The sequence below is a fragment of the Pseudomonas sp. S49 genome, assembly GCF_009866785.1.
Taxonomy (GTDB): Bacteria; Pseudomonadota; Gammaproteobacteria; order Pseudomonadales; family Pseudomonadaceae; genus Aquipseudomonas.
This window is the reverse complement of record NZ_CP019432.1, coordinates 6,196,998-6,215,418: the sequence shown is the minus strand read 5'-3', so window position 1 is coordinate 6,215,418 and position 18,421 is coordinate 6,196,998. Positions and strand designations below refer to the sequence as shown.

At 59.2% G+C, this 18,421-nt stretch carries 17 protein-coding genes and 1 riboswitch; of the genes, 8 read left to right on the top strand and 9 right to left on the bottom strand.

Features of this window, described 5'->3' with window-relative positions; genetic code table 11:
* Positions 1–161: 161 nt before the first annotated feature.
* Complete coding sequence (locus tag PspS49_RS27570; RefSeq protein WP_160042173.1) at positions 162–1,931, top strand: flavin monoamine oxidase family protein; 1,770 nt, start codon at positions 162–164, stop codon at positions 1,929–1,931.
* 371 nt (positions 1,932–2,302) lie between these two features.
* On the opposite strand, the gene PspS49_RS27565 is transcribed toward PspS49_RS27570, so the two are convergent.
* The gene (locus PspS49_RS27565) at positions 2,303–2,833 is read right to left on the bottom strand and encodes a hypothetical protein (RefSeq protein ID WP_224790074.1); all 531 of its coding nucleotides are present in this window, start codon (positions 2,831–2,833) and stop codon (positions 2,303–2,305) included.
* A 290-nt stretch (positions 2,834–3,123) separates the two neighbouring features.
* On the opposite strand from PspS49_RS27565, the gene PspS49_RS27560 reads away from it, so the two are divergent.
* Together PspS49_RS27560 and PspS49_RS27555 are read left to right on the top strand one after the other, a co-directional pair.
* Positions 3,124–3,675 carry a cytochrome b gene (locus PspS49_RS27560; protein WP_150775747.1) on the top strand — a complete coding sequence of 184 codons (552 nt, stop codon included), beginning with the start codon at positions 3,124–3,126 and terminating at the stop codon, positions 3,673–3,675.
* 31 nt (positions 3,676–3,706) lie between these two features.
* Entirely contained in the window at positions 3,707–4,282 is a 576-nt protein-coding gene (locus PspS49_RS27555; RefSeq protein WP_007913714.1) for a YceI family protein, read from the top strand.
* Between the two features lie 260 nt (positions 4,283–4,542).
* Here PspS49_RS27555 and PspS49_RS27550 read toward each other — a convergent pair whose 3' ends face one another.
* From PspS49_RS27550 to ahcY, 4 genes are all read right to left on the bottom strand, one after another.
* Positions 4,543–6,429: a DEAD/DEAH box helicase gene (locus PspS49_RS27550; protein WP_150749733.1), complete on the bottom strand. Its 1,887-nt coding sequence runs from the start codon at positions 6,427–6,429 to the stop codon at positions 4,543–4,545.
* 222 nt (positions 6,430–6,651) lie between these two features.
* A complete protein-coding gene (locus PspS49_RS27545; RefSeq protein ID WP_127930087.1) occupies positions 6,652–7,464 on the bottom strand; it encodes a transporter substrate-binding domain-containing protein in 813 nt (270 codons plus the stop codon).
* A 193-nt stretch (positions 7,465–7,657) separates the two neighbouring features.
* The gene (gene metF, locus PspS49_RS27540) at positions 7,658–8,503 is read right to left on the bottom strand and encodes a methylenetetrahydrofolate reductase [NAD(P)H] (RefSeq protein WP_007913720.1); all 846 of its coding nucleotides are present in this window, start codon (positions 8,501–8,503) and stop codon (positions 7,658–7,660) included.
* A gap of 156 nt (positions 8,504–8,659) precedes the next feature.
* Positions 8,660–10,069: an adenosylhomocysteinase gene (gene ahcY / locus PspS49_RS27535; RefSeq protein ID WP_007913721.1), complete on the bottom strand. Its 1,410-nt coding sequence runs from the start codon at positions 10,067–10,069 to the stop codon at positions 8,660–8,662.
* A 23-nt stretch (positions 10,070–10,092) separates the two neighbouring features.
* Positions 10,093–10,191, bottom strand: a riboswitch (S-adenosyl-L-homocysteine riboswitch).
* 198 nt (positions 10,192–10,389) lie between these two features.
* Between ahcY and PspS49_RS27530 the strand changes: the two genes are divergently transcribed.
* Positions 10,390–10,797, top strand: coding sequence for a hotdog domain-containing protein (locus tag PspS49_RS27530; protein WP_016984776.1), 408 nt, complete (start codon positions 10,390–10,392; stop codon positions 10,795–10,797).
* Between the two features lie 174 nt (positions 10,798–10,971).
* A complete protein-coding gene (locus PspS49_RS27525; protein ID WP_127930086.1) occupies positions 10,972–11,859 on the top strand; it encodes a formate/nitrite transporter family protein in 888 nt (295 codons plus the stop codon).
* Here PspS49_RS27525 and PspS49_RS27520 read toward each other — a convergent pair whose 3' ends face one another.
* On the bottom strand, positions 11,860–13,125 hold the full coding sequence (locus PspS49_RS27520; RefSeq protein WP_034153629.1) for a sodium:proton antiporter: 1,266 nt from the start codon (positions 13,123–13,125) through the stop codon (positions 11,860–11,862).
* Between the two features lie 287 nt (positions 13,126–13,412).
* Complete coding sequence (locus PspS49_RS27515) at positions 13,413–14,582, bottom strand: MFS transporter (protein WP_160042171.1); 1,170 nt, start codon at positions 14,580–14,582, stop codon at positions 13,413–13,415.
* 212 nt (positions 14,583–14,794) lie between these two features.
* On the opposite strand from PspS49_RS27515, the gene PspS49_RS27510 reads away from it, so the two are divergent.
* Entirely contained in the window at positions 14,795–15,628 is an 834-nt protein-coding gene (locus PspS49_RS27510) for an EamA family transporter (protein WP_127930083.1), read from the top strand.
* Between the two features lie 39 nt (positions 15,629–15,667).
* A complete protein-coding gene (locus tag PspS49_RS27505) occupies positions 15,668–16,051 on the top strand; it encodes an MAPEG family protein (RefSeq protein WP_077574861.1) in 384 nt (127 codons plus the stop codon).
* Positions 16,052–16,172: 121 nt separating this feature from the next.
* Here PspS49_RS27505 and PspS49_RS27500 read toward each other — a convergent pair whose 3' ends face one another.
* On the bottom strand, positions 16,173–17,351 hold the full coding sequence (locus tag PspS49_RS27500) for an MltA domain-containing protein (protein WP_127930082.1): 1,179 nt from the start codon (positions 17,349–17,351) through the stop codon (positions 16,173–16,175).
* A 128-nt stretch (positions 17,352–17,479) separates the two neighbouring features.
* Between PspS49_RS27500 and PspS49_RS27495 the strand changes: the two genes are divergently transcribed.
* Positions 17,480–17,929 carry a cytochrome c gene (locus PspS49_RS27495; protein ID WP_150648869.1) on the top strand — a complete coding sequence of 150 codons (450 nt, stop codon included), beginning with the start codon at positions 17,480–17,482 and terminating at the stop codon, positions 17,927–17,929.
* Positions 17,930–18,007: 78 nt separating this feature from the next.
* On the opposite strand, the gene PspS49_RS27490 is transcribed toward PspS49_RS27495, so the two are convergent.
* Positions 18,008–18,403, bottom strand: a complete 396-nt coding sequence (locus PspS49_RS27490) for a DUF1090 domain-containing protein (protein ID WP_127930080.1) — start codon at positions 18,401–18,403, stop codon at positions 18,008–18,010.
* Between the last annotated feature and the right edge of the window lie 18 nt (positions 18,404–18,421).

The following is an 18,421-nucleotide window of genomic DNA, read 5'->3' as shown; positions in this document are numbered from 1 at the left end:
TGCGTCGCGCGGGGACAACCCATTGTGTCGATTGAGCTACTTTGTATGAGCCGATAGACGTCGCTGGCGGCGTTTTGATGGCTAACGTATTCTTCGCGGTTCTTTGGGTCGTCTGACCCGCAAAACTGCTTTTTCCTACGTGTATTTCCGGAGTTCGCTGAATGTCTGTCGGTTGGCTGCGCGCCTGTGCGCTGGTGATGTTGGGGCTGTTCAGCGTTACAGCGCTGGCCAAGGATAAAACCGCAATCGTGATCGGCGGCGGCCTCTCGGGCTTGACTGCCGCTTATGAACTGCAAAACAAAGGCTGGCAGGTCACCCTGCTGGAAGCCAAACCGAGCCTGGGCGGACGCTCGGGCATGGCCACCAGCGAGTGGATCGGCAACGACAAGACCCAGCCGGTGCTGAACAAGTACGTCTCGACATTCAAGCTGGGCACCACGCCGGCCCCGGAATTCGTGCGTACCCCCGGCTACCTGATCGACGGCGAGTATTTCTCTGCCGCCGATCTGGCGACCAAGCAACCGGCTACCGCCGATGCCTTGAAGCGCTATCAGAAAACCCTCGACGATCTGGCGCGTTCGATTGACGACCCGCAGAACCCGGCGGCGACCAGCACCCTGCACGCGCTGGACCAGATCACCGTATCGAGCTGGCTCGATAAGCAAAACCTGCCGGCCACCGCGCGTCAGCTGATCAACCAGGATATCCGCACCCACTACGACGAACCTTCGCGTCTGTCGCTGCTGTACTTTGCTCAGCAGAACCGCGTCTATCGCGGCGTCTCCGACCGTGACCTGCGTGCTTCGCGTCTGGTCGGCGGCAGCCAGGTGCTGGCACAGGCGTTCGTCAAACAGATCAAAACGATCAAGACCAATTCGCCGGTGTCGGCGATCACTCAGGACAAGGACGGCGTGACTGTCAAGGTCGGCGCTGTTGGCTATCAGGCTGACTACGTGGTGTTGGCCGTGCCGCTGCGTGCACTGAACAAGATTGCCCTGACCCCGGCGCTGGATGCTCAGCACATGGCCGCGATCAAGGGCACCAACTACGGCTGGCGCGACCAGATCATGTTGAAGTTCAAGACGCCGGTGTGGGAAAGCAAGGCGCGCATGTCCGGCGAGATCTATAGCAACACCGGTCTCGGCATGCTCTGGATCGAACCTGCCCTGAAGGGCGGCGCCAACGTGGTGATCAACCTGTCCGGCGACAACGCTCGCGTGATGCAGGCGTTCGGCGACAAGCAGATGGTCGATCAGGTGCTGATTCGTCTGCACGCGTTTTATCCACAGGCCCGTGGCTCGTTCACCGGTTATGAAATCCGTCGTTACAGCACCGACCCGTCGATGGGCGGCGCTTACCTGGCTTACGGCCCGGGGCAGATCAGCAAGTTCTGGCGCCTGTGGGAACGTCCGCTGCAACGCGTGACGTTCGCCGGCGAACACACTGACACCTTGTACCCGGGCACGCTGGAAGGCGCATTGCGCACCGGTCAGCGTGCGGCCAGTCAGGTTGAAGATCTGGCGGCAGGCAAATCGTTCGAGCCAGCCAAAGTGGTTCCGGCCGCAGCAGCGGCAGGCGCGGCGGGTGCCGTGGCGGCGAAGAAGGGCAACTTCTTCACTAATCTGTTCGGCGGTTCGGATGACGAGAAGAAGCCTGAGCCTGTGAAGGCGCCAGAGCCGGCTCCTGCACCGGTCGCTCCAGCGCCTGCGCCGACCCCGGCACCTGCGCCAGCTCCGGTGGAAGCACCGAAACCAGCGACCCCGGTGAAAGCTGAACCGGCGAAGAAAGCAGCGGCCAAGCCAGCGGCGAAGAAGCCTGCAGCTAAAACCGAGGCGAAGAAGGCCCCGGCCAAACCGGCAGCGAAAAAGGCCGAACCGGCGAAGAAGCCAGCGGCCAAGCCGGCAGCCACTACTGAGACCAAGGCGCAGTAAGCCTTTGCTTCAATAAAAACGCGGCCATGAGGGCCGCGTTTTTTTTTGCCAGAAGCGCGCACGTCAATCCTTCCCGGTGCAGTCTCAAGGCTTACCTTTGCGCAGGACACTTCCCACAAAACAATCAGAACGAAACGATAGCGGGTGCCGGATCTCCAACTTTATGCTTGAAAAAATTGGAGGCGCTCGATGAAAAGGCTAATGGCAATAGTTCTGTTGATGACACTTTCCGGTTGTGCCAATGGACGTTTCTTTCCTGGAGGTTATGGTGCTGAACTTGCCCATCAATGCAAGATAGATCCGTACAGTGCGGATTGCTTGCAGCCACCGGCGGTTTTCACCAACTAATCAATCAAAATAACTCAGGCGTATTAAAAGTCCCATTTGAAGAACTCCGTGCCGTTCGGCAACTTTCTGAGCCATCGCTGCTTGGGTTTTCGAATGCGCCCGGGTACAAATCCGGAGCGGGCCCAGCGCAGATTCCCGTTGCGCTGATCGTAGATGACCAGGTTTCCGTCGTCCTGCATCGTCATGTAGGTGTTGTGCCAGAGCGATTTGTCGAGGCTGTGCGTGCTTTCAGCAATCCACAGGCGCCGTCGGGAAGGGTCGTAGAGAAAACCGTTGTTGCTGATGACAAACTGCAGTGGCTCACGCATCTTTTTTGGATGCAAAGTTAAACTGTAAGGCTGATTGCTATCGGCAATCCACACTACCGTTTCACCGTCTTTGATCACAAGATTTCCATCGGCCTGCAATATAAGTCGGAATCGACCGTTCTCGGATTGCAGATATTGGTCTGGGGTCAAGGTTTGGTTCGGCGGTAACTCGGAAGTACCACTTGCTTGAAAGGGGCTGTAACGAAGCGCCATGTTGTTGACCTTTTCAAAGAATGATTGAGTCATCATTTGATCAGGTGCAGAGGTACAACCAGCGATACATAGTTATCGATTGGGAATTTCTCTGGCGACGACCTTCCCGTGATCGCCACCTGCTCCGGGGAGTGTCGGATCAGCCCGCGAGAATCGAGCAGTATGGCCCGAGCGCTGTGCGGACAAATCGCCTTTAATCTTTCCTTAACACGTCACTTCCAGACTCTTGATCGTATTTCTCGATATTTCAAAGCGAAATTTTCCGCTTTAATTCGATAGATAACTCGCTAGTCTTGGTTCGCAGTTCTCACAGGATTTGGGCAATGCAGCTACGTAACTCTTCTTCGCGCTATGGTTGGGTCAGCATCTTCATGCACTGGGGTGTGGCGCTGGTGGTCTTCGGGCTGTTCGCGCTGGGCTTGTGGATGGTCGGGCTGGATTACTACAGCAGCTGGCGCAAAGACGCGCCGGATCTGCACAAGAGCATCGGTCTGGTGCTGTTGGGTCTGATGGTGTTGCGGGTGCTGTGGCGCTTTATCAGCCCACCGCCACCGACGCTGCAAAGCTACAGCCGCATGACCCGTATCGGCGCCAAATTCGGCCACGGGTTTCTGTATCTCGCGCTGTTCGCTGTGATGATTGCCGGTTACCTGATTTCCACCGCAGACGGTGTCGGGATCCCGGTGTTTGGCCTTTTTGAAGTTCCTGCACTGCTCTCCGGGCTACCGGATCAGGCAGATACCGCTGGGGTGATTCATCTCTGGCTGGCGTGGGCGCTGGTAATTTTTTCCGGTCTCCATGCGTTGGCAGCATTGAAGCACCACTTTATCGATCGTGATGCGACCCTGACGCGAATGCTCGGTCGCAAAGCCTGAAATTCAACCTCGACTCAAAGGAAAAGAAAGCATGTTGAAAAAGACTCTGGCCGCTCTGGCAATCGGTTCTGCACTGCTCTCGGCCCAGGCCATGGCAGCGGACTACAAAATCGACAAGGAAGGTCAGCACGCCTTCGTTGACTGGAAAATCAGCCACCTGGGTTACAGCTTCATCCACGGTACCTTCAAGGATTTCGACGGTACTTTCTCGTGGGATTCGGCCAAGCCTGAAGCCAGCAAGATCTCGGTTGATGTGAAAACCGCCAGCCTGTGGTCGAACCACGCTGAACGTGACAAGCACATCGCCAGCAAAGACTTCCTCGACGTGGGCAAGTTTGCTGATGCCAAGTTCGTCTCCACCGCCGTTAAATCGACCGGTGAAAAGACTGCTGACGTGACTGGCGACCTGACCCTGCACGGCGTGACCAAACCTGTAACCTTCAAAGCCACATTCAACGGCGAAGGCAAGGATCCATGGGGCGGCGAGCGTGCTGGCTTCAACGCCAAGACCACCCTCAACCTGAACGATTTCGGGATCAAGGGCCCAGGTCCTACCTCGCAGACTGCGGATCTGGACATCTCGCTGGAAGGCGTGAAAGTTAAGTAACTTTCGCTCGCCACACAAAAACGCCCCCGGTCGAAAGGCCGGGGGCGTTTTTTATTGTCTACGACACACACACACTTCCCTGTGGGAGCGAGCCTGCTCGCGAAGGTGACGGGTCAGTCAGCATTGATGTTGGCTGAATGACCGCTTTCGCGAGCAGGCTCGCTCCCACAGGGGATATGCGGTGATTCAGGGGTGTTTGTGGCGCCTAAAAAAATGCCCCGGCTCTTGCGAGGCGGGGCATTTTTCATGGCAGCGTCAACTCAGCGATTGCGGGTCAGCAGCGCTGGTTTCTCGCCACGCGGGCGGCTTGGCAGTTGATCGAGCTGCTCAGGCGTCGGGAAGCGGTCGGCTTTCGATTCCTTGTGCATGATCTTCGGCCCGGTGCTGCGCGGGTTTTGTACGGCCGGTTCGCTGCGTGGCTGATCGTCACGGGCTGGACGACGGTTGCGCGAGGACGAGGAGGACTCGTCGCGACGACCCGACTGACCATCACGCGGTGCGCCGTTGCGCGGGCCGCCACTGCGTTTGGCGGGCGGGGTGCCGGTACTCGAGCCGTTGCTGTTGCGTGGACCGTTCTGACGACCTTGCGACTGACCGCCGCGTGGTGCGCCCGAACCTGCGCCAGCACCTTGAGCCGGTGCGCCTGGACGACGGCCGCGACCGCCAGCCGGGGCAGGCTTGGGCACGTAGTCAACGCGATTACCGAAGTTATCCACATCGTCGTCGAGGAACTCGTCCGGTGCACGATCAGCCGCCGCACGTGGCGGTTGGCTCGGACGCTGTTCTCGGGCTGGGGTGCCTTCGCGCGGTTTCTGCTGACGGGCAGGGCGCTCGCCACGTTCACCGGCCGGTTTTTCCTTGCCCTTGTCTTTGCCTTTGTCTTTACGACCGCCGCCACCGCCGCCGCCATTCGGCCCGTCACCGCGTGGGCCACGTGGATTGCGCGGGTTACGCACGTCCGGACGCTCACGCACTTCCGGCTTCTCGGCTTCAATGGTGCTCGAATCGAAGCCCATCAGGTCGCCGTCGGCGATTTTCTGCTTGGTCATGCGTTCGATGCTTTTCAGCAGTTTTTCTTCGTCCGGCGCGACCAGCGAGATCGCCTCGCCCGAACGACCGGCACGGCCGGTACGGCCGATACGGTGAACGTAATCTTCATCGACGTTCGGCAGTTCGAAGTTGACCACGTGTGGCAACTGATCGATGTCCAGACCGCGTGCGGCGATGTCGGTGGCAACCAGGATACGCACCTGGTTGGCCTTGAAGTCGGCCAGCGCTTTGGTGCGCGCGTTCTGGCTCTTGTTACCGTGGATCGCCACAGCCGGCAGGCCGTGCTTGTCCAGGTACTCGGCCAGACGGTTGGCGCCGTGCTTGGTGCGAGTGAACACCAATACCTGTTCCCACGCGCCGGCGGTGATCAGGTGGGCCAGCAGCGCACGTTTGTGGCTGGCAGGCAGACGGAATACGCGTTGTTCGATGCGCTCGACCGTGGTGTTCGGCGGCGTCACTTCGATGCGTTCCGGGTTGTGCAGCAGCTTGCCGGCGAGGTCGGTGATGTCTTTGGAGAAGGTCGCCGAGAACAGCAGGTTCTGACGCTTGGACGGCAGGCGCGCGAGGACTTTCTTCACGTCGTGCACAAAACCCATGTCGAGCATGCGGTCGGCTTCGTCGAGGACGAGAATTTCCACGTGGGACAGGTCAACGCTGCCTTGGCCGCACAGATCGAGCAAACGACCCGGGCAGGCGACGAGCACGTCGACGCCACGGGACATGGCCTGAACCTGCGGGTTCATGCCGACGCCGCCGAAGATGCAGGCGCTGACGAATTTCAGGTCACGGGCGTAGATCTTGAAGCTCTCGTGAACCTGGGCCGCGAGTTCGCGGGTCGGGGTCAGGACCAGTACGCGCGGTTGACGCGGGCCATGACGCTGGGATTTGTCCGGGTGACCGTTGGGGAACAACCGCTCCAGGATCGGAAGGGCGAAACCGCCGGTTTTACCGGTACCTGTCTGTGCCGCAACCATCAGGTCGCGACCTTGCAACACGGCGGGAATGGCCCGCTGTTGCACCGGAGTAGGCTCGGTATAGCCCGCATCTTCGATGGCGCGGACTAAAGCCTCGGAGAGACCGAGGGAAGCAAAGGACATGAGTAATCCTGTTTTAGTTAGGGCTTGGCCCAATGGGAGTCTTGCCTGGCGCGAATGGCGTTTAAGAGGACGCAATCCCGTCCGGTCCTGCTGCGGTTCCGAAGGCACGTCTGGAGCGCTCGCGCGGGCTGCAAAGCTGCGCTGTAGCGGGTCGAGAGGCCTGTTACGGTTCCGGGCGTCCGGGCGTGAGCCTGGCGGGAACGCCGGAGTATAACAGAGCAATCACTGCGCGCTGCTTTCCTGCTGCTCAACGGTTTTGCGGTTGGCCGTGGCTGAATTCATTGAAGGGCTGCTGGCGGGTGCGGCGCCGTAGCGTGCGCTGAGCTCGGCATACGCCGGTTCGCGCTTGAAACGTTTGAGTTCGGCACCAAAACGTTGCACCAATAAATCCATGCCGGCATTGCGCCGAACCGCGAGAAACTGGCTTTGGCGGCTAATGACGGTGGGGTTTTCAGTGATCTGATCGCGGATATTCAGCTCATCGAGCAAATGCTGACCGACACGGCGATCAGTGATCAGCAAGTCGATGCGACCTCGCACCAGTTTTCCAAAGTTGGCTTCGTGGGTCGGTGCCGGTTCACGGCTAAACAACGTTGATTCGCTGAAATCGGGGCTGTACAGATAACCCGGCGAAGTGCCGATGGTCAGGCCTTTGAGTTCTTCGAGTTTGCTGAACGGGTGCGGCCGGTCATTGGCGTAGAACATCACGAACTCGACGTCCGACAGCGGTTCACTTGGGTAAAGCAGGGTGGCGTCGCGCTCTTCGCTGTGAAAAATGTCCAGTGCACCGTCGGCCTGACCGGTTTCAAGCATCGACAGGCAGCGCTTCCATGGCAGGAATTGCCATTCGACTTCAATGCCCAGACGTTTGAAGACGATGGCCGTGGTTTCGTAGTCGAGCCCGAGGTTCTTGCCGCCTTCTTCATACACGTACGGCGCCCATGGCTCGGTGACAATACGCAGCTTCTCGCCTCGAGCGGCGAAGCTCAGGCAAGCAAAAACCAGCACGGCGAATAACTGCGTGATCAAAGGCATGGCTTGAGATTACGACGAGAAACGCGAAAGAGCCAGAAAGTGCCGGCACAAGCTCTGTTTCGGGCATTTAAAAGCAAAAGATCGCAGCCTTCGGCAGCTCCTACACGGGATACGAAATCTCAATGTAGGAGCTGCCGAAGGCTGCGATCTTTTGATCTTGCTTGTCGCTTTCAGCTTGAAGCTTGAAGCTGCTTCAACGCGGCAACTTCAGGTTATTCCAGATCGCCAGACTAGGCTCAGCCTGGTTCATGGAATAGAAGTGCAGCCCCGGCGCGCCGCCCTGCAACAAGCGTTCGCACATCTCGCTGACGACTTGCTCACCAAAGCGCTGAATGCTTTGTGTGTCATCGCCGTAGGCTTCCAGTTGCTTGCGGATCCAGCGCGGGATTTCCGCACCGCAGGCGTCGGAGAAGCGCGCGAGTTTGCTGTAGTTGGTGATCGGCATGATCCCCGGCACGATCGGCAGATCAACACCCTGCGCCTGCAAACGGTCGACAAAGTAGAAGTAGCTGTCGGCGTTGAAGAAGTACTGGGTGATCGCGCTGTCGGCACCGGCGCGAGCCTTGCGCACGAAGTTGGCCAGATCGTCTTCGTAGTTGCGTGCTTGCGGATGCATCTCCGGGTAAGCGGCAACTTCGATGTGGAAATGGTCACCGGTTTCTTCACGAATGAATTCAACCAGCTCATTGGCGTGACGCAGCTCACCGCTGGTCATGCCCATGCCGGACGGCAGGTCACCACGCAGGGCAACGATGCGCTTGATGCCGGCCGCCTTGTACTCGTTCAGCAGGCCGCGCAGGTCGTCCTTGCTGTCGCCGACGCACGACAGGTGCGGTGCGGCCGGAATTTTGACTTCGCTTTCCAGTTGCAGAACGGTGTTGAGGGTGCGATCACGGGTCGAACCACCAGCGCCATAGGTGCAGGAAAAGAAGTCGGGGTTGTAGGTGGCCAGCTGACGGGCAGTGGCGAGCAGTTTTTCATGCCCAGCATCGGTCTTGGTCGGGAAGAACTCGAAGCTGTAGCGACGGTCTTGGGACATGGTCATACCCTTGGAAACAAGAACCTTCGAGGCGCTGCAATCCCATGTGGGAGCGAGCCTGCTCGCGAAAGCGCCGGGTCAGACAACACGGATGTTGAATGTTGAGACGCCTTCGCGAGCAGGCTCGCTCCCACAGGGAGAGCGAGCAAGCGCCTGTTAGTAGCGGTAAGCGTGCGGCTTGAACGGGCCTTCGACGGTCACGCCGATGTAGTCAGCCTGTTGCTTGGTCAGTTGAGTGACCACGCCGCCGAAGCCGCGAACCATTTCCAGAGCCACTTCTTCGTCGAGTTTCTTCGGCAGTACTTCAACGGTCAGACGCTCGGCTTTCTGGGCTGGCGACAGGTCGGCGTACTTCTGGCCGAACAGGAAGATCTGTGCCAGCACCTGGTTGGCGAACGAACCGTCCATGATGCGGCTTGGGTGGCCAGTGGCGTTACCCAGGTTTACCAGACGGCCTTCGGCCAGCAGGATCAGGTAGTCGTCGTTCTGCGCGTCGAAAGCGCCCGGGCCGGTACGGTGGATCTTGTGTACCTGTGGCTTCACTTCTTCCCATGCCCAGTTCTTGCGCATGAAAGCGGTGTCGATTTCGTTGTCGAAGTGACCGATGTTGCAGACCACGGCGCGCTTCTTCAGGGCTTTGAGCATGTTCGCGTCGCAAACATTGACGTTACCGGTGGTGGTCACGATCAGGTCGATCTTGCCCAGCAGCGCTTTGTCGATGCTTGCTTCGGTGCCGTTGTTGATACCGTCGATGAACGGCGAAACCAGTTCGAAACCGTCCATGCACGCTTGCATGGCGCAGATCGGGTCAACTTCGGAGACTTTAACGATCATGCCTTCCTGACGCAGGGACTGGGCCGAACCCTTGCCCACGTCACCGTAACCGATGACCAGCGCTTGCTTGCCGGACAGCAGGTGGTCGGTACCGCGCTTGATCGCGTCGTTCAGGCTGTGACGGCAGCCGTACTTGTTGTCGTTCTTGGACTTGGTCACCGAGTCGTTGACGTTGATGGCCGGGATTTTCAGCTCGCCCTTGGCCAGCATGTCCAGCAGACGGTGTACACCGGTGGTGGTTTCTTCAGTCACGCCGTGAACGCGATCCAGTACTTGTGGGTACTTGTCGTGCAGCAGCTGAGTCAGGTCGCCGCCGTCGTCGAGGATCATGTTGGCGTCCCATGGCTGGCCATCCTTCAGGATGGTCTGCTCCAGGCACCACTCGTACTCTTCTTCAGTTTCGCCTTTCCAGGCGAAAACCGGGATACCGGCAGCAGCGATAGCGGCAGCAGCCTGATCCTGAGTCGAGAAAATGTTGCACGACGACCAGCGTACTTCGGCACCCAGGGCAACCAGGGTTTCGATCAGCACGGCAGTCTGAATGGTCATGTGGATGCAGCCGAGGATCTTGGCGCCTTTCAACGGCTGTTCGCCGGAGTACTTGCGACGCAGACCCATCAGAGCCGGCATTTCCGATTCGGCGATGATGGTTTCGCGACGGCCCCAGGCAGCCAGGGACATGTCGGCAACTTTGTAATCGTTAAAATCTGCAGGCGTGATAACAGCGCTCATGAAGAGCCTCCATTCGTAATGTATGCGAATGGGCGCCGTTGTGCGTTTAGTGTCTGGCCTGAGCCAGTCAACGCCCCATCCGAGCCTGACAGGTTGAACCTGCTGCAGCGCCCCTCGGACAGGTGGCGGGAAAACGGTAGCAAGTGAACGTTACCGTTTTGAAACGGTGGCGATTATAGCCGTCTAGACTGATCTTCCAAAGGGTTTCTGTCGGCCAGATGAAGATCGTTAATGACGACCATAGTCGAAGCCGCATGGAGCCTGACCGCTCAGTCTGCCAAGATACCGTCCATCGTTCGGCAAGACACTCAGGAGTGAAGATGAATTTCCACACCCGCAAATGGGTAAAACCCGAAGACCTCAACCCCAACGGCACCCTGTTCGGCGGCAGTCTGTTGCGCTGGATCGACGAAGAAGCGGCGATCTACGCCATCGTGCAGTTGGGCAATCAGCGCGTGGTGACCAAGTACATTTCCGAAATCAACTTCGTCAGCGCCTCGCGCCAGGGCGACATCATCGAACTGGGCATCACCGCCACCGAGTTCGGCCGCACCTCGATCACCCTGACCTGCGAAGTGCGCAACAAGATCACTCGCAAGAGCATTCTCACCGTCGAGAAGATGGTTTTCGTCAATCTGGGCGAAGACGGCTTGCCGGCACCGCACGGGCGCACTGAAATCAAATATGTGAAAGATCAGTTCCAGGAAGATGAGTTAGTCACCAAATAACATCGGCGGCGCTTTCTTCGCGAGCAAGCTCGCTCCCACAAGGATCACGCTGTACCTGTGGGAGCGAGCCTGCTCGCGAAAGCGGTTGTTCAGTCAGCGAAGAATCATCTGCCCACTGAACAGCCATGAACCGCCGGGGTCGTAGGTAAACACCACCCCCACGGTTCCCACGCCATGACCACTCCCACCGACGGCAAGACCCCCGATCTCTCGGCCAAAGAACAGCATGAAGTCGAGAAAAACCAGCCGCCCCGCGCGGCCGTCCTGCATGAAATCATCCGCTCTCAAGGCGATCAGGAACTGGAGCGCAGCATCGCCGCACTCTGGTGGTCGGCATTGGCGGCAGGGTTGACCATGGGCCTGTCGCTGATGGGCATGGGCCTGCTCAATTCGCGCCTGCCCGACGGTGATGAATTCAAAGTGATCGCCAGCTTCGGCTACTGCGCAGGTTTTCTCGCGGTGATCCTCGCCCGTCAGCAACTGTTCACCGAAAACACCCTGACCGCCGTGCTGCCGGTCATGACCAAGCCGACCCTTCAGAACTTCGGCCGGCTGATCCGTCTGTGGACGGTGGTGCTCGTCGGCAACCTCTGCGGCACGATTCTGGTGGCGTACGTGATGCTCGAACTGCCGATCTTCGACAGCAAGACCGACGTTGCCTTCCTCGAAATCGGCCGCAAAGTCATGGAAAACCATGCCAGCCAGATGTTCGCCAAAGGCATCGTGTCTGGCTGGATGATCGCCACCATGGTCTGGATGATTCCGTCCATGGAGAGCGCGAAGATGTGGATCATCATCCTCATCACCTACCTGATGGCGCTCGGCGACTTCACTCACATCGTGGTGGGTTCGGCCGAGGTGTCATATCTGGTGTTTGCCGGCGAGCTGCCGTGGAGTGATTTCTGGATGGTCTTCGCCGGGCCGACGCTGGCGGGGAACATCATTGGCGGCAGCTTTATCTTTGCGCTGATCAGCCATGCGCAGATTCGCAGCGAGAGCGGTGCACCGAAGGAATCTGCGGATCAGGCCGAGAAACCTGATCCGCAGGCGATCAAAAAATGATCAGTGGTGAGCAGGTTCGCTGGTGGTCGCGGGCTCGTTGCGAGTCGCGTGCTTGACCAGTTTGCCGATGGTCAGACCCTGCAACAGGATCGACGACAGCACCACGATGTAAGTGATGCTCAGCAGCAGATCGCGCTCCGGGCCCAGCGGCAGGGCCAGGGCCAGTGCCACTGAAACACCGCCGCGCAAACCGCCCCAAGTCAAAATCCGGATGGTGCCGGCCGGCACTGTCCGCCAGCGGCGCAGCAGCAGAATCGCCGGGGCCACAGTGAGCAGGCGCGACAGCAGAATGGCCACCGCCAATACACTCGCCGCCGCCACGTGCAGCCAGTTGAACGGCAGCAGCAACAGCTCCATGCCGATCAGCGCAAACAGCAGCGCGTTAAGCATGTCATCGAGCAATTCCCAGAAACCGTCCAGATAACGGCGGGTCATGTCGTTCATTGCCAGATTGCGCCCGAGGTTGCCGATGATCAGACCGGCCACCACCATCGCGATCGGCGCGGAAACGTGGATCTCCGTGGCCATCGCCGAACCGCCAATGACCAGCGCCAAGGTCAGCATCACGGTGATCTGATGCTGTTCGACGCTCTTGATCATTCGATAGACCAGATAACCGATCAGCCCGCCGAACAACACACCGCCGATGGCTTCATGAACGAACAACATGGCGGTGGCGCTGACGGTCGGGGTTTCGCCGAGTTGGGCGATGCCCAGCAATACGGTGAACACCACAACAGCTGTGCCGTCGTTGAACAGCGATTCGCCAACGATGGTGGTTTTCAGCGGCTTCGAGGCGTTGGCGGTACGCAGCACACCGAGCACGGCAATCGGGTCGGTCGGCGAAATCAGCGCGCCGAACAGCAGGCAATACAAGAAACTCACGTGCCAGCCGAACAGGGCAAAAATGTAATAGGCGAGGCTGCCGATTACCGTGGTGGCAATCAACACGCCGAAGGTTGCCAACAGGCCGATGGGCCAGCGGTAGCTGCGCAGATCATTCAGGTTGACGTGCAAGGCGCCGGCGAACAGCAGGAATGAGAGCATCCAGTTCATCAGCAGATCGCCAAAGTCGATCTGGCCGATCAGTTGCTGCACGCGTTCTTCGAGACCGGGGTAGCCGAGTACGCTCAGGCCTTGCAGGATCAGGGAGAACAGCAGCGCAGTCACCATCACGCCGATGGTCGGCGGCAGGCCAATGAAGCGGAAGTTGACGAAGGTGAGGAGGGTGGTGAGGCAGATGAAAGCGGCGACAAGTTCAAGCATCCGGGGTCCTTTGGATGAGGGGTGAATGGAGCGCGTCCGATACTTGGGCGCAGGGGTTTGATGGGCCGAGAACGACTGAGGGCACAAGCTTCCCTCACCCCAGCCCTCTCCCGGAGGGAGAGGGAGCCGACCTTATTGTCTTGTGGCATGCATCGACCTGAATAACCGAGTCGATTATGGATTCGGCAATGCGCGTTCAGGTCGGCGTACTTCTGAAGCATCCCCCGTTCAGTCCCCTCTCCCTCTGGGAGAGGGCTAGGGTGAGGGCTCTGTCTGGCACGACACGATTAGCCAGACACATTGACCCCAGCCGTTTCGCGACGTTGCAGATAGATGAAAAACAGCGCCGTCAGCACCGTCAGCACGCCGACCAGTGCCCCGGTCCACGGCAAATCCGCCAGATCTGCACCACTGGCAACCACCAGCCCGCCGATCCACGCACCCGCCGCGTTACCGAGGTTGAAAGCGCTCTGGTTCAATGTCGAGCCGAGGTTCGGCGCTTCATGGGCCTGATCGATGATCAGCAATTGCAGAATCGGGCACAGCGCAAAAGCAAAAATCCCCCACAGCACCAGCGTGATCGCCGCCGGCACCACCGAACGGCTGGTCTGGCTGAACGCCGCCAGAATCACCACTACCGCCAGGGCCACTCCGACCAGTGACGGCAACAAACGGCTATCAGCCAGACGCCCGCCGAGCATGCTGCCACCGGTCAGGCCGACGCCGAACAACAGCAGCATCACAGTCACACCGTGCGGACTGACGCCGGTGATGTCCTGCAGGATCGGCGCAATGTAGGTGAACACGCTGAACAGGCTGGTCGATGCCAGCACACTCATGCCTAGCGCCAGCAGCACATTGACCTTGCCCAATACCTTGAATTCGCTGGCGAGGTTGGCCTTGTCCATCGGGATGTGTTTCGGCAGCCAAAACCACTGCGCGAGGGCTGTGATCACACCGATCACCGAAACCGCCCAGAAGGTCGAACGCCAGCCGGCGTATTGCCCGAGCGCCGTGCCCAGCGGCACGCCGAGAACGTTGGCCAAGGTCAGGCCGGTGAACATCATCGCAATCGCCTGTGCGCGTTTGTTCGGCGCGACCAGCCCGGCGGCGACCACCGAGCCAATGCCGAAAAACGCGCCGTGGCACAGTGCGGTGACCACGCGAGCGGCCATCAGCGTCGCGTAGTTCGGCGCCAGGGCGCAGAGCACGTTGCCGAGGATGAACATCAGCGTCATGCCGAGCAGCGTCGCTTTGCGCGGCATGTTCGCGGTGCCGATCGCCAGGATTGGCGCGCCGAACACCACGCCCAACGCATAACCAGTGATCAACAGGCCCGCGTGAGGAATGCTCACGGCAAGGTCGCGGGCGACATCGGGCAACAAGCCCATGATGACGAATTCGGTTGTGCCGATGCCGAATGCGGCAACAGCGAGGGCAAGCAAGGCGAGTGGCATGCGCAAGGTCTCTGTCGGTAGTCTTGACGCTTTGATCAGGCATACGCAGGCCGACGACCGATCTCGAAGGAGCGCGGTGCAGGCAGGAATTATTGGTATTTTTCTGTGCGCAACTGAGTGCGGCGTGGTCGCTTGCAGTATAAACAGCTGCTGACACATCGCGAATCAATAATCTGACTAATTGGCTCGCTAACAACAATAAGGAGTGGAACGTGCTGGCGACGGGATTGGTATTGATGGCGGCGCTGCTGCATGCGACGTGGAATACATTGATCAAGTTCAGCGCCGAGCGGCTGCTGGTGGTGGCGTGCATGGACACCGTGGCGCTGCTGGTCGTCGCCATCGCGTTGCCATTCGTGAGCTTGCCGCCCATGGATATCTGGCCGTGGATTCTGGCGTCGGCAGCGTTTGAATTGCTGTATCGCTACCTGCTGATTCAGGCGTATCGGGTCGGCGATCTCGGGTTGGTCTATCCACTGATGCGCGGTTTGTCGCCGCTGGTAGTGCTGGCGCTGACGCTGATCTTCGCCGGCGAAGTGCTCACCACCCAGCAGATCTTCGGCATCATGCTGATTCCGTTGGGCATGGTTTGCCTGCTGTGGCAGGGCGGTGGTGGCAAGCACTTGCCGTGGTCGATGCTGCCGGTGGTGGCGCTGATCGGCCTGTGCATCGGCTGCTACACCTACATTGATGGCCAGGCGTTGCGGCGCTGGTCGCATCCGCTCGATTACCTGGTCTGGGTCACGCTGCTCAGCGCGTGGCCGTTTCCGCTGTTGGCATGGGGCGCCAAGCGTCCGGCGTTCATGTTGTTCTGGCGTGAGCAATGGAAGCTGGGGTTGGCGGTGGGCTTCTGCGTATTGGCCAGCTACGCTCTGGTGCTGTGGGCGATGCAATTGGGCTCGATTGCGGAGGCGGCGGCATTGCGCGAAATCAGCGTGATTCTGGTGGTGTTGTTCGGCATGCGCTACTTGAAAGAACCTTTCGGCCGTCCGCGGCTCTTAGCCTGTGGGCTGGTGCTGATCGGCATGCTGGTGATGAAGTTCTGACCGCTCGCGAATTCTATAACTCGAAAAAAGGACGGCGTTATGACGGTGGCTCTGTGGTGTGTGTTGATTGCGATTTTTCTGCCATATGTCTGCACTGGCGTGGCGAAAGCCGTGGGCGGCTACCGGTTGAGTGACAACCACGATCCGCGCGACTTTCTTGAAAGTCTCAACGGTGTGGCCCGTCGGGCGCACGCGGCGCAGCTGAACAGCTTTGAGGTGATGCCGGCGTTTGCAGCGGCGGTGATCGTCGCGCACCTGGTGGGAACCGCGCAGTTGGTGACGGTCAATGTGCTGGCGGTGATGTTTATTACCAGTCGCCTGCTTTACATCATTTGCTACCTGGCGGACTGGGCGATCTTGCGGTCGCTGGTGTGGTTTGTGGGGATGGGGCTGATTGCTTCGTTCTTCTTCGTGTCGGTCTGATGCTCGGGTGTTGCTGATGGCCTCTTCGCGAGCAGGCTCGCTCCCACATGGATATGCATTCCAACTGTGGGAGCGAGCCTGCTCGCGAAAGCCATTGTTCAGACGACAAAGATCCTAAGGGTTACTTCTTCTCTGTATCAGCCACCCGCGGCACTTGTGGCAGCGCCGCACCTTTTGGCCAGAGCATCCAGATCTGCCCCTGCTGTTTCATGTCCCCGGCCAGTTGCCCGGCTGCATCACCGGTGCCCCAGAACAGATCCGCACGAACCTCGCCGGCAATCGCGCCGCCGGTATCCTGCGCCGCCACCGGGCGGACCAGTGCCGTACCATCCGGGCGCGTGGTCGACAGCCACAACAGGCTGCCCAGCGGAATTACCTTGCGATCCACTGCCGCACTGTAGCCCGCAGTCAACGGCACGTTCAGTGATCCGCGCGGGCCTTCATTGCTGTCCGGATTGCGGGTGAAGAACACATAGCTCGGGTTGCTGCCCAGCAGTTCAGGAATCCGCGACGGATTGGCTTTGGCCCAGTTGCTGATTGCGCTCATTGTCACGTCTTCTTTCTTCAACTCGCCTTGCTCGACCAGCCAGCGGCCGATCGGCCGATATGGATGGCCGTTCTGATCGGCGTAGGCAATGCGCAGCTGTTTGCCGTCTGCGGTCTGAATCCGCCCCGAACCCTGGATCTGCAGGAATTGCAGATTCATCGGGTCGGTCAGGTAGGCAACCACTGGGGCTTTCACACCTTTGGATTCGATGGTCGCAGCATCGTCGTAAGGTTTGAGTACTCGACCTTCAAGGCGACCACGCAGGCGTTTGCCTTTGAGTTCGGGATAAATGCTGTCGAGCGAGACAATGATCATGTCCTCCGGCACGCCATACACCGGCACGTTGGCCGCCTCGGTGGGCGTCAGGCTGCCGGGGTAGACCGGCTCGTAGTAGCCGGTGATCAAGCCGTTGGGGTTGTCGTTTTCAGCGCGCAGGCCGTAGACATCGAGGTTCTGTTTGAGAAACGCACGAATTTCTGTGGCGCTCTGTGGAACATTGGCCGCTGCTGCGCAGGTTGTGCCCCAGACCGCATCTGCCTTGAGTCGGGTGCAGGCGCTGCGCCACGAACCGAAACCGGCGACCAGATCGCTATCGGATACCGCCGGCAATGCCTCCCAGGTGGCGCTGGAATAAGTGGCCAGCGCGTGGGTTTTCGGCTTGGCGTTCTCGCCACCGGTGCAGCCGGCGAGTATCGCCAGCAGCGGCAGGGTTGCAATCAGCGGGTGACGCCAGGCCTTGAAACGGCTGTTCATGGAGTGATTCCTGTGTCGGTTGCCCGCGTGCTCCATGCGCTCGAACAACCCGTATTTTTAATAGGGCTATTGGTGTTTGGCGGTGACGCGAGGATACTGGCCGCCGAATTCCGTGACCTGAAGCCACCATGACTGTTAAAAGAATTGCTGTTGTATTGCTGGCCTGTCTGACCTTGTCCGCCTGTGGCGGTGTCGATCCGAATTCTCCTCTGGGCCAGCGCAAGGCCATTTTCAAACAGATGCTCAAGACCGGTGAAGATCTGGGTGGCATGTTGCGTGGGCGCATTCCGTTCGACGGGCCGAAATTCGCCGAGGGCGCGGTCAAGCTCGATACGTTGTCCCATGAACCGTGGAAGCATTTTCCGCAAGTTCGCGAGGAAGATCACACCAGCGCCAAGGACGATGTCTGGCAAAAACAGGCGCAGTTTCAGGAAATGGCTCGCACGCTCGAAGCCGCCACCGGCGAGCTGGTGATTGCCAGTCAGGTTCAGCCGTACAAGGCCAGCAACCTCGCGCCGGCGGTGCAGAAAGTTGAGGATGCCTGCAGCGCTTGCCATAAACAGTTTCGCGATCATTGATATTTAAAAGATCGCAGCCTGCGTCAGCTCCTGTGTTGATCAGGGCAGGAGCTGCCGCAGGCTGCGATCTTTTGATTTTTACTTGTCGATTTCTTCCAGCGCGTCCTGCAGTTCTTTGCGCGATTCGGCGAGTTTTTCTTTGCGCTTGTTGATCCTCTCCGGATCGCCTTTCTTCATGGCTTTATCGAGATCGGCCTGACGCTGACTGACTTCGTGTTTGGCCTCAAGCACTTTGTTTTCGCGTTCTTTCTTCAGACCGGCGTCGGTGCAGTGTTCGGTCACTTCGCTCAGGGCTTTTTCCAGACCCGCCTGCTGATCGGCATTGCCGCGCGATTTCGCCTGTTCGATCTGGTTCATGATGCCCTGCTTTTTCGCAGCGCAGCCGGTCAGGCCGGGGGCATCTTCATCGGCCATTACGGGGGCGGCCATCACGCCGCAAAGGGTCAGCATGGCGAGCGGTGCAAGAAATTTCATAAAAGCTCCATGTGCAAA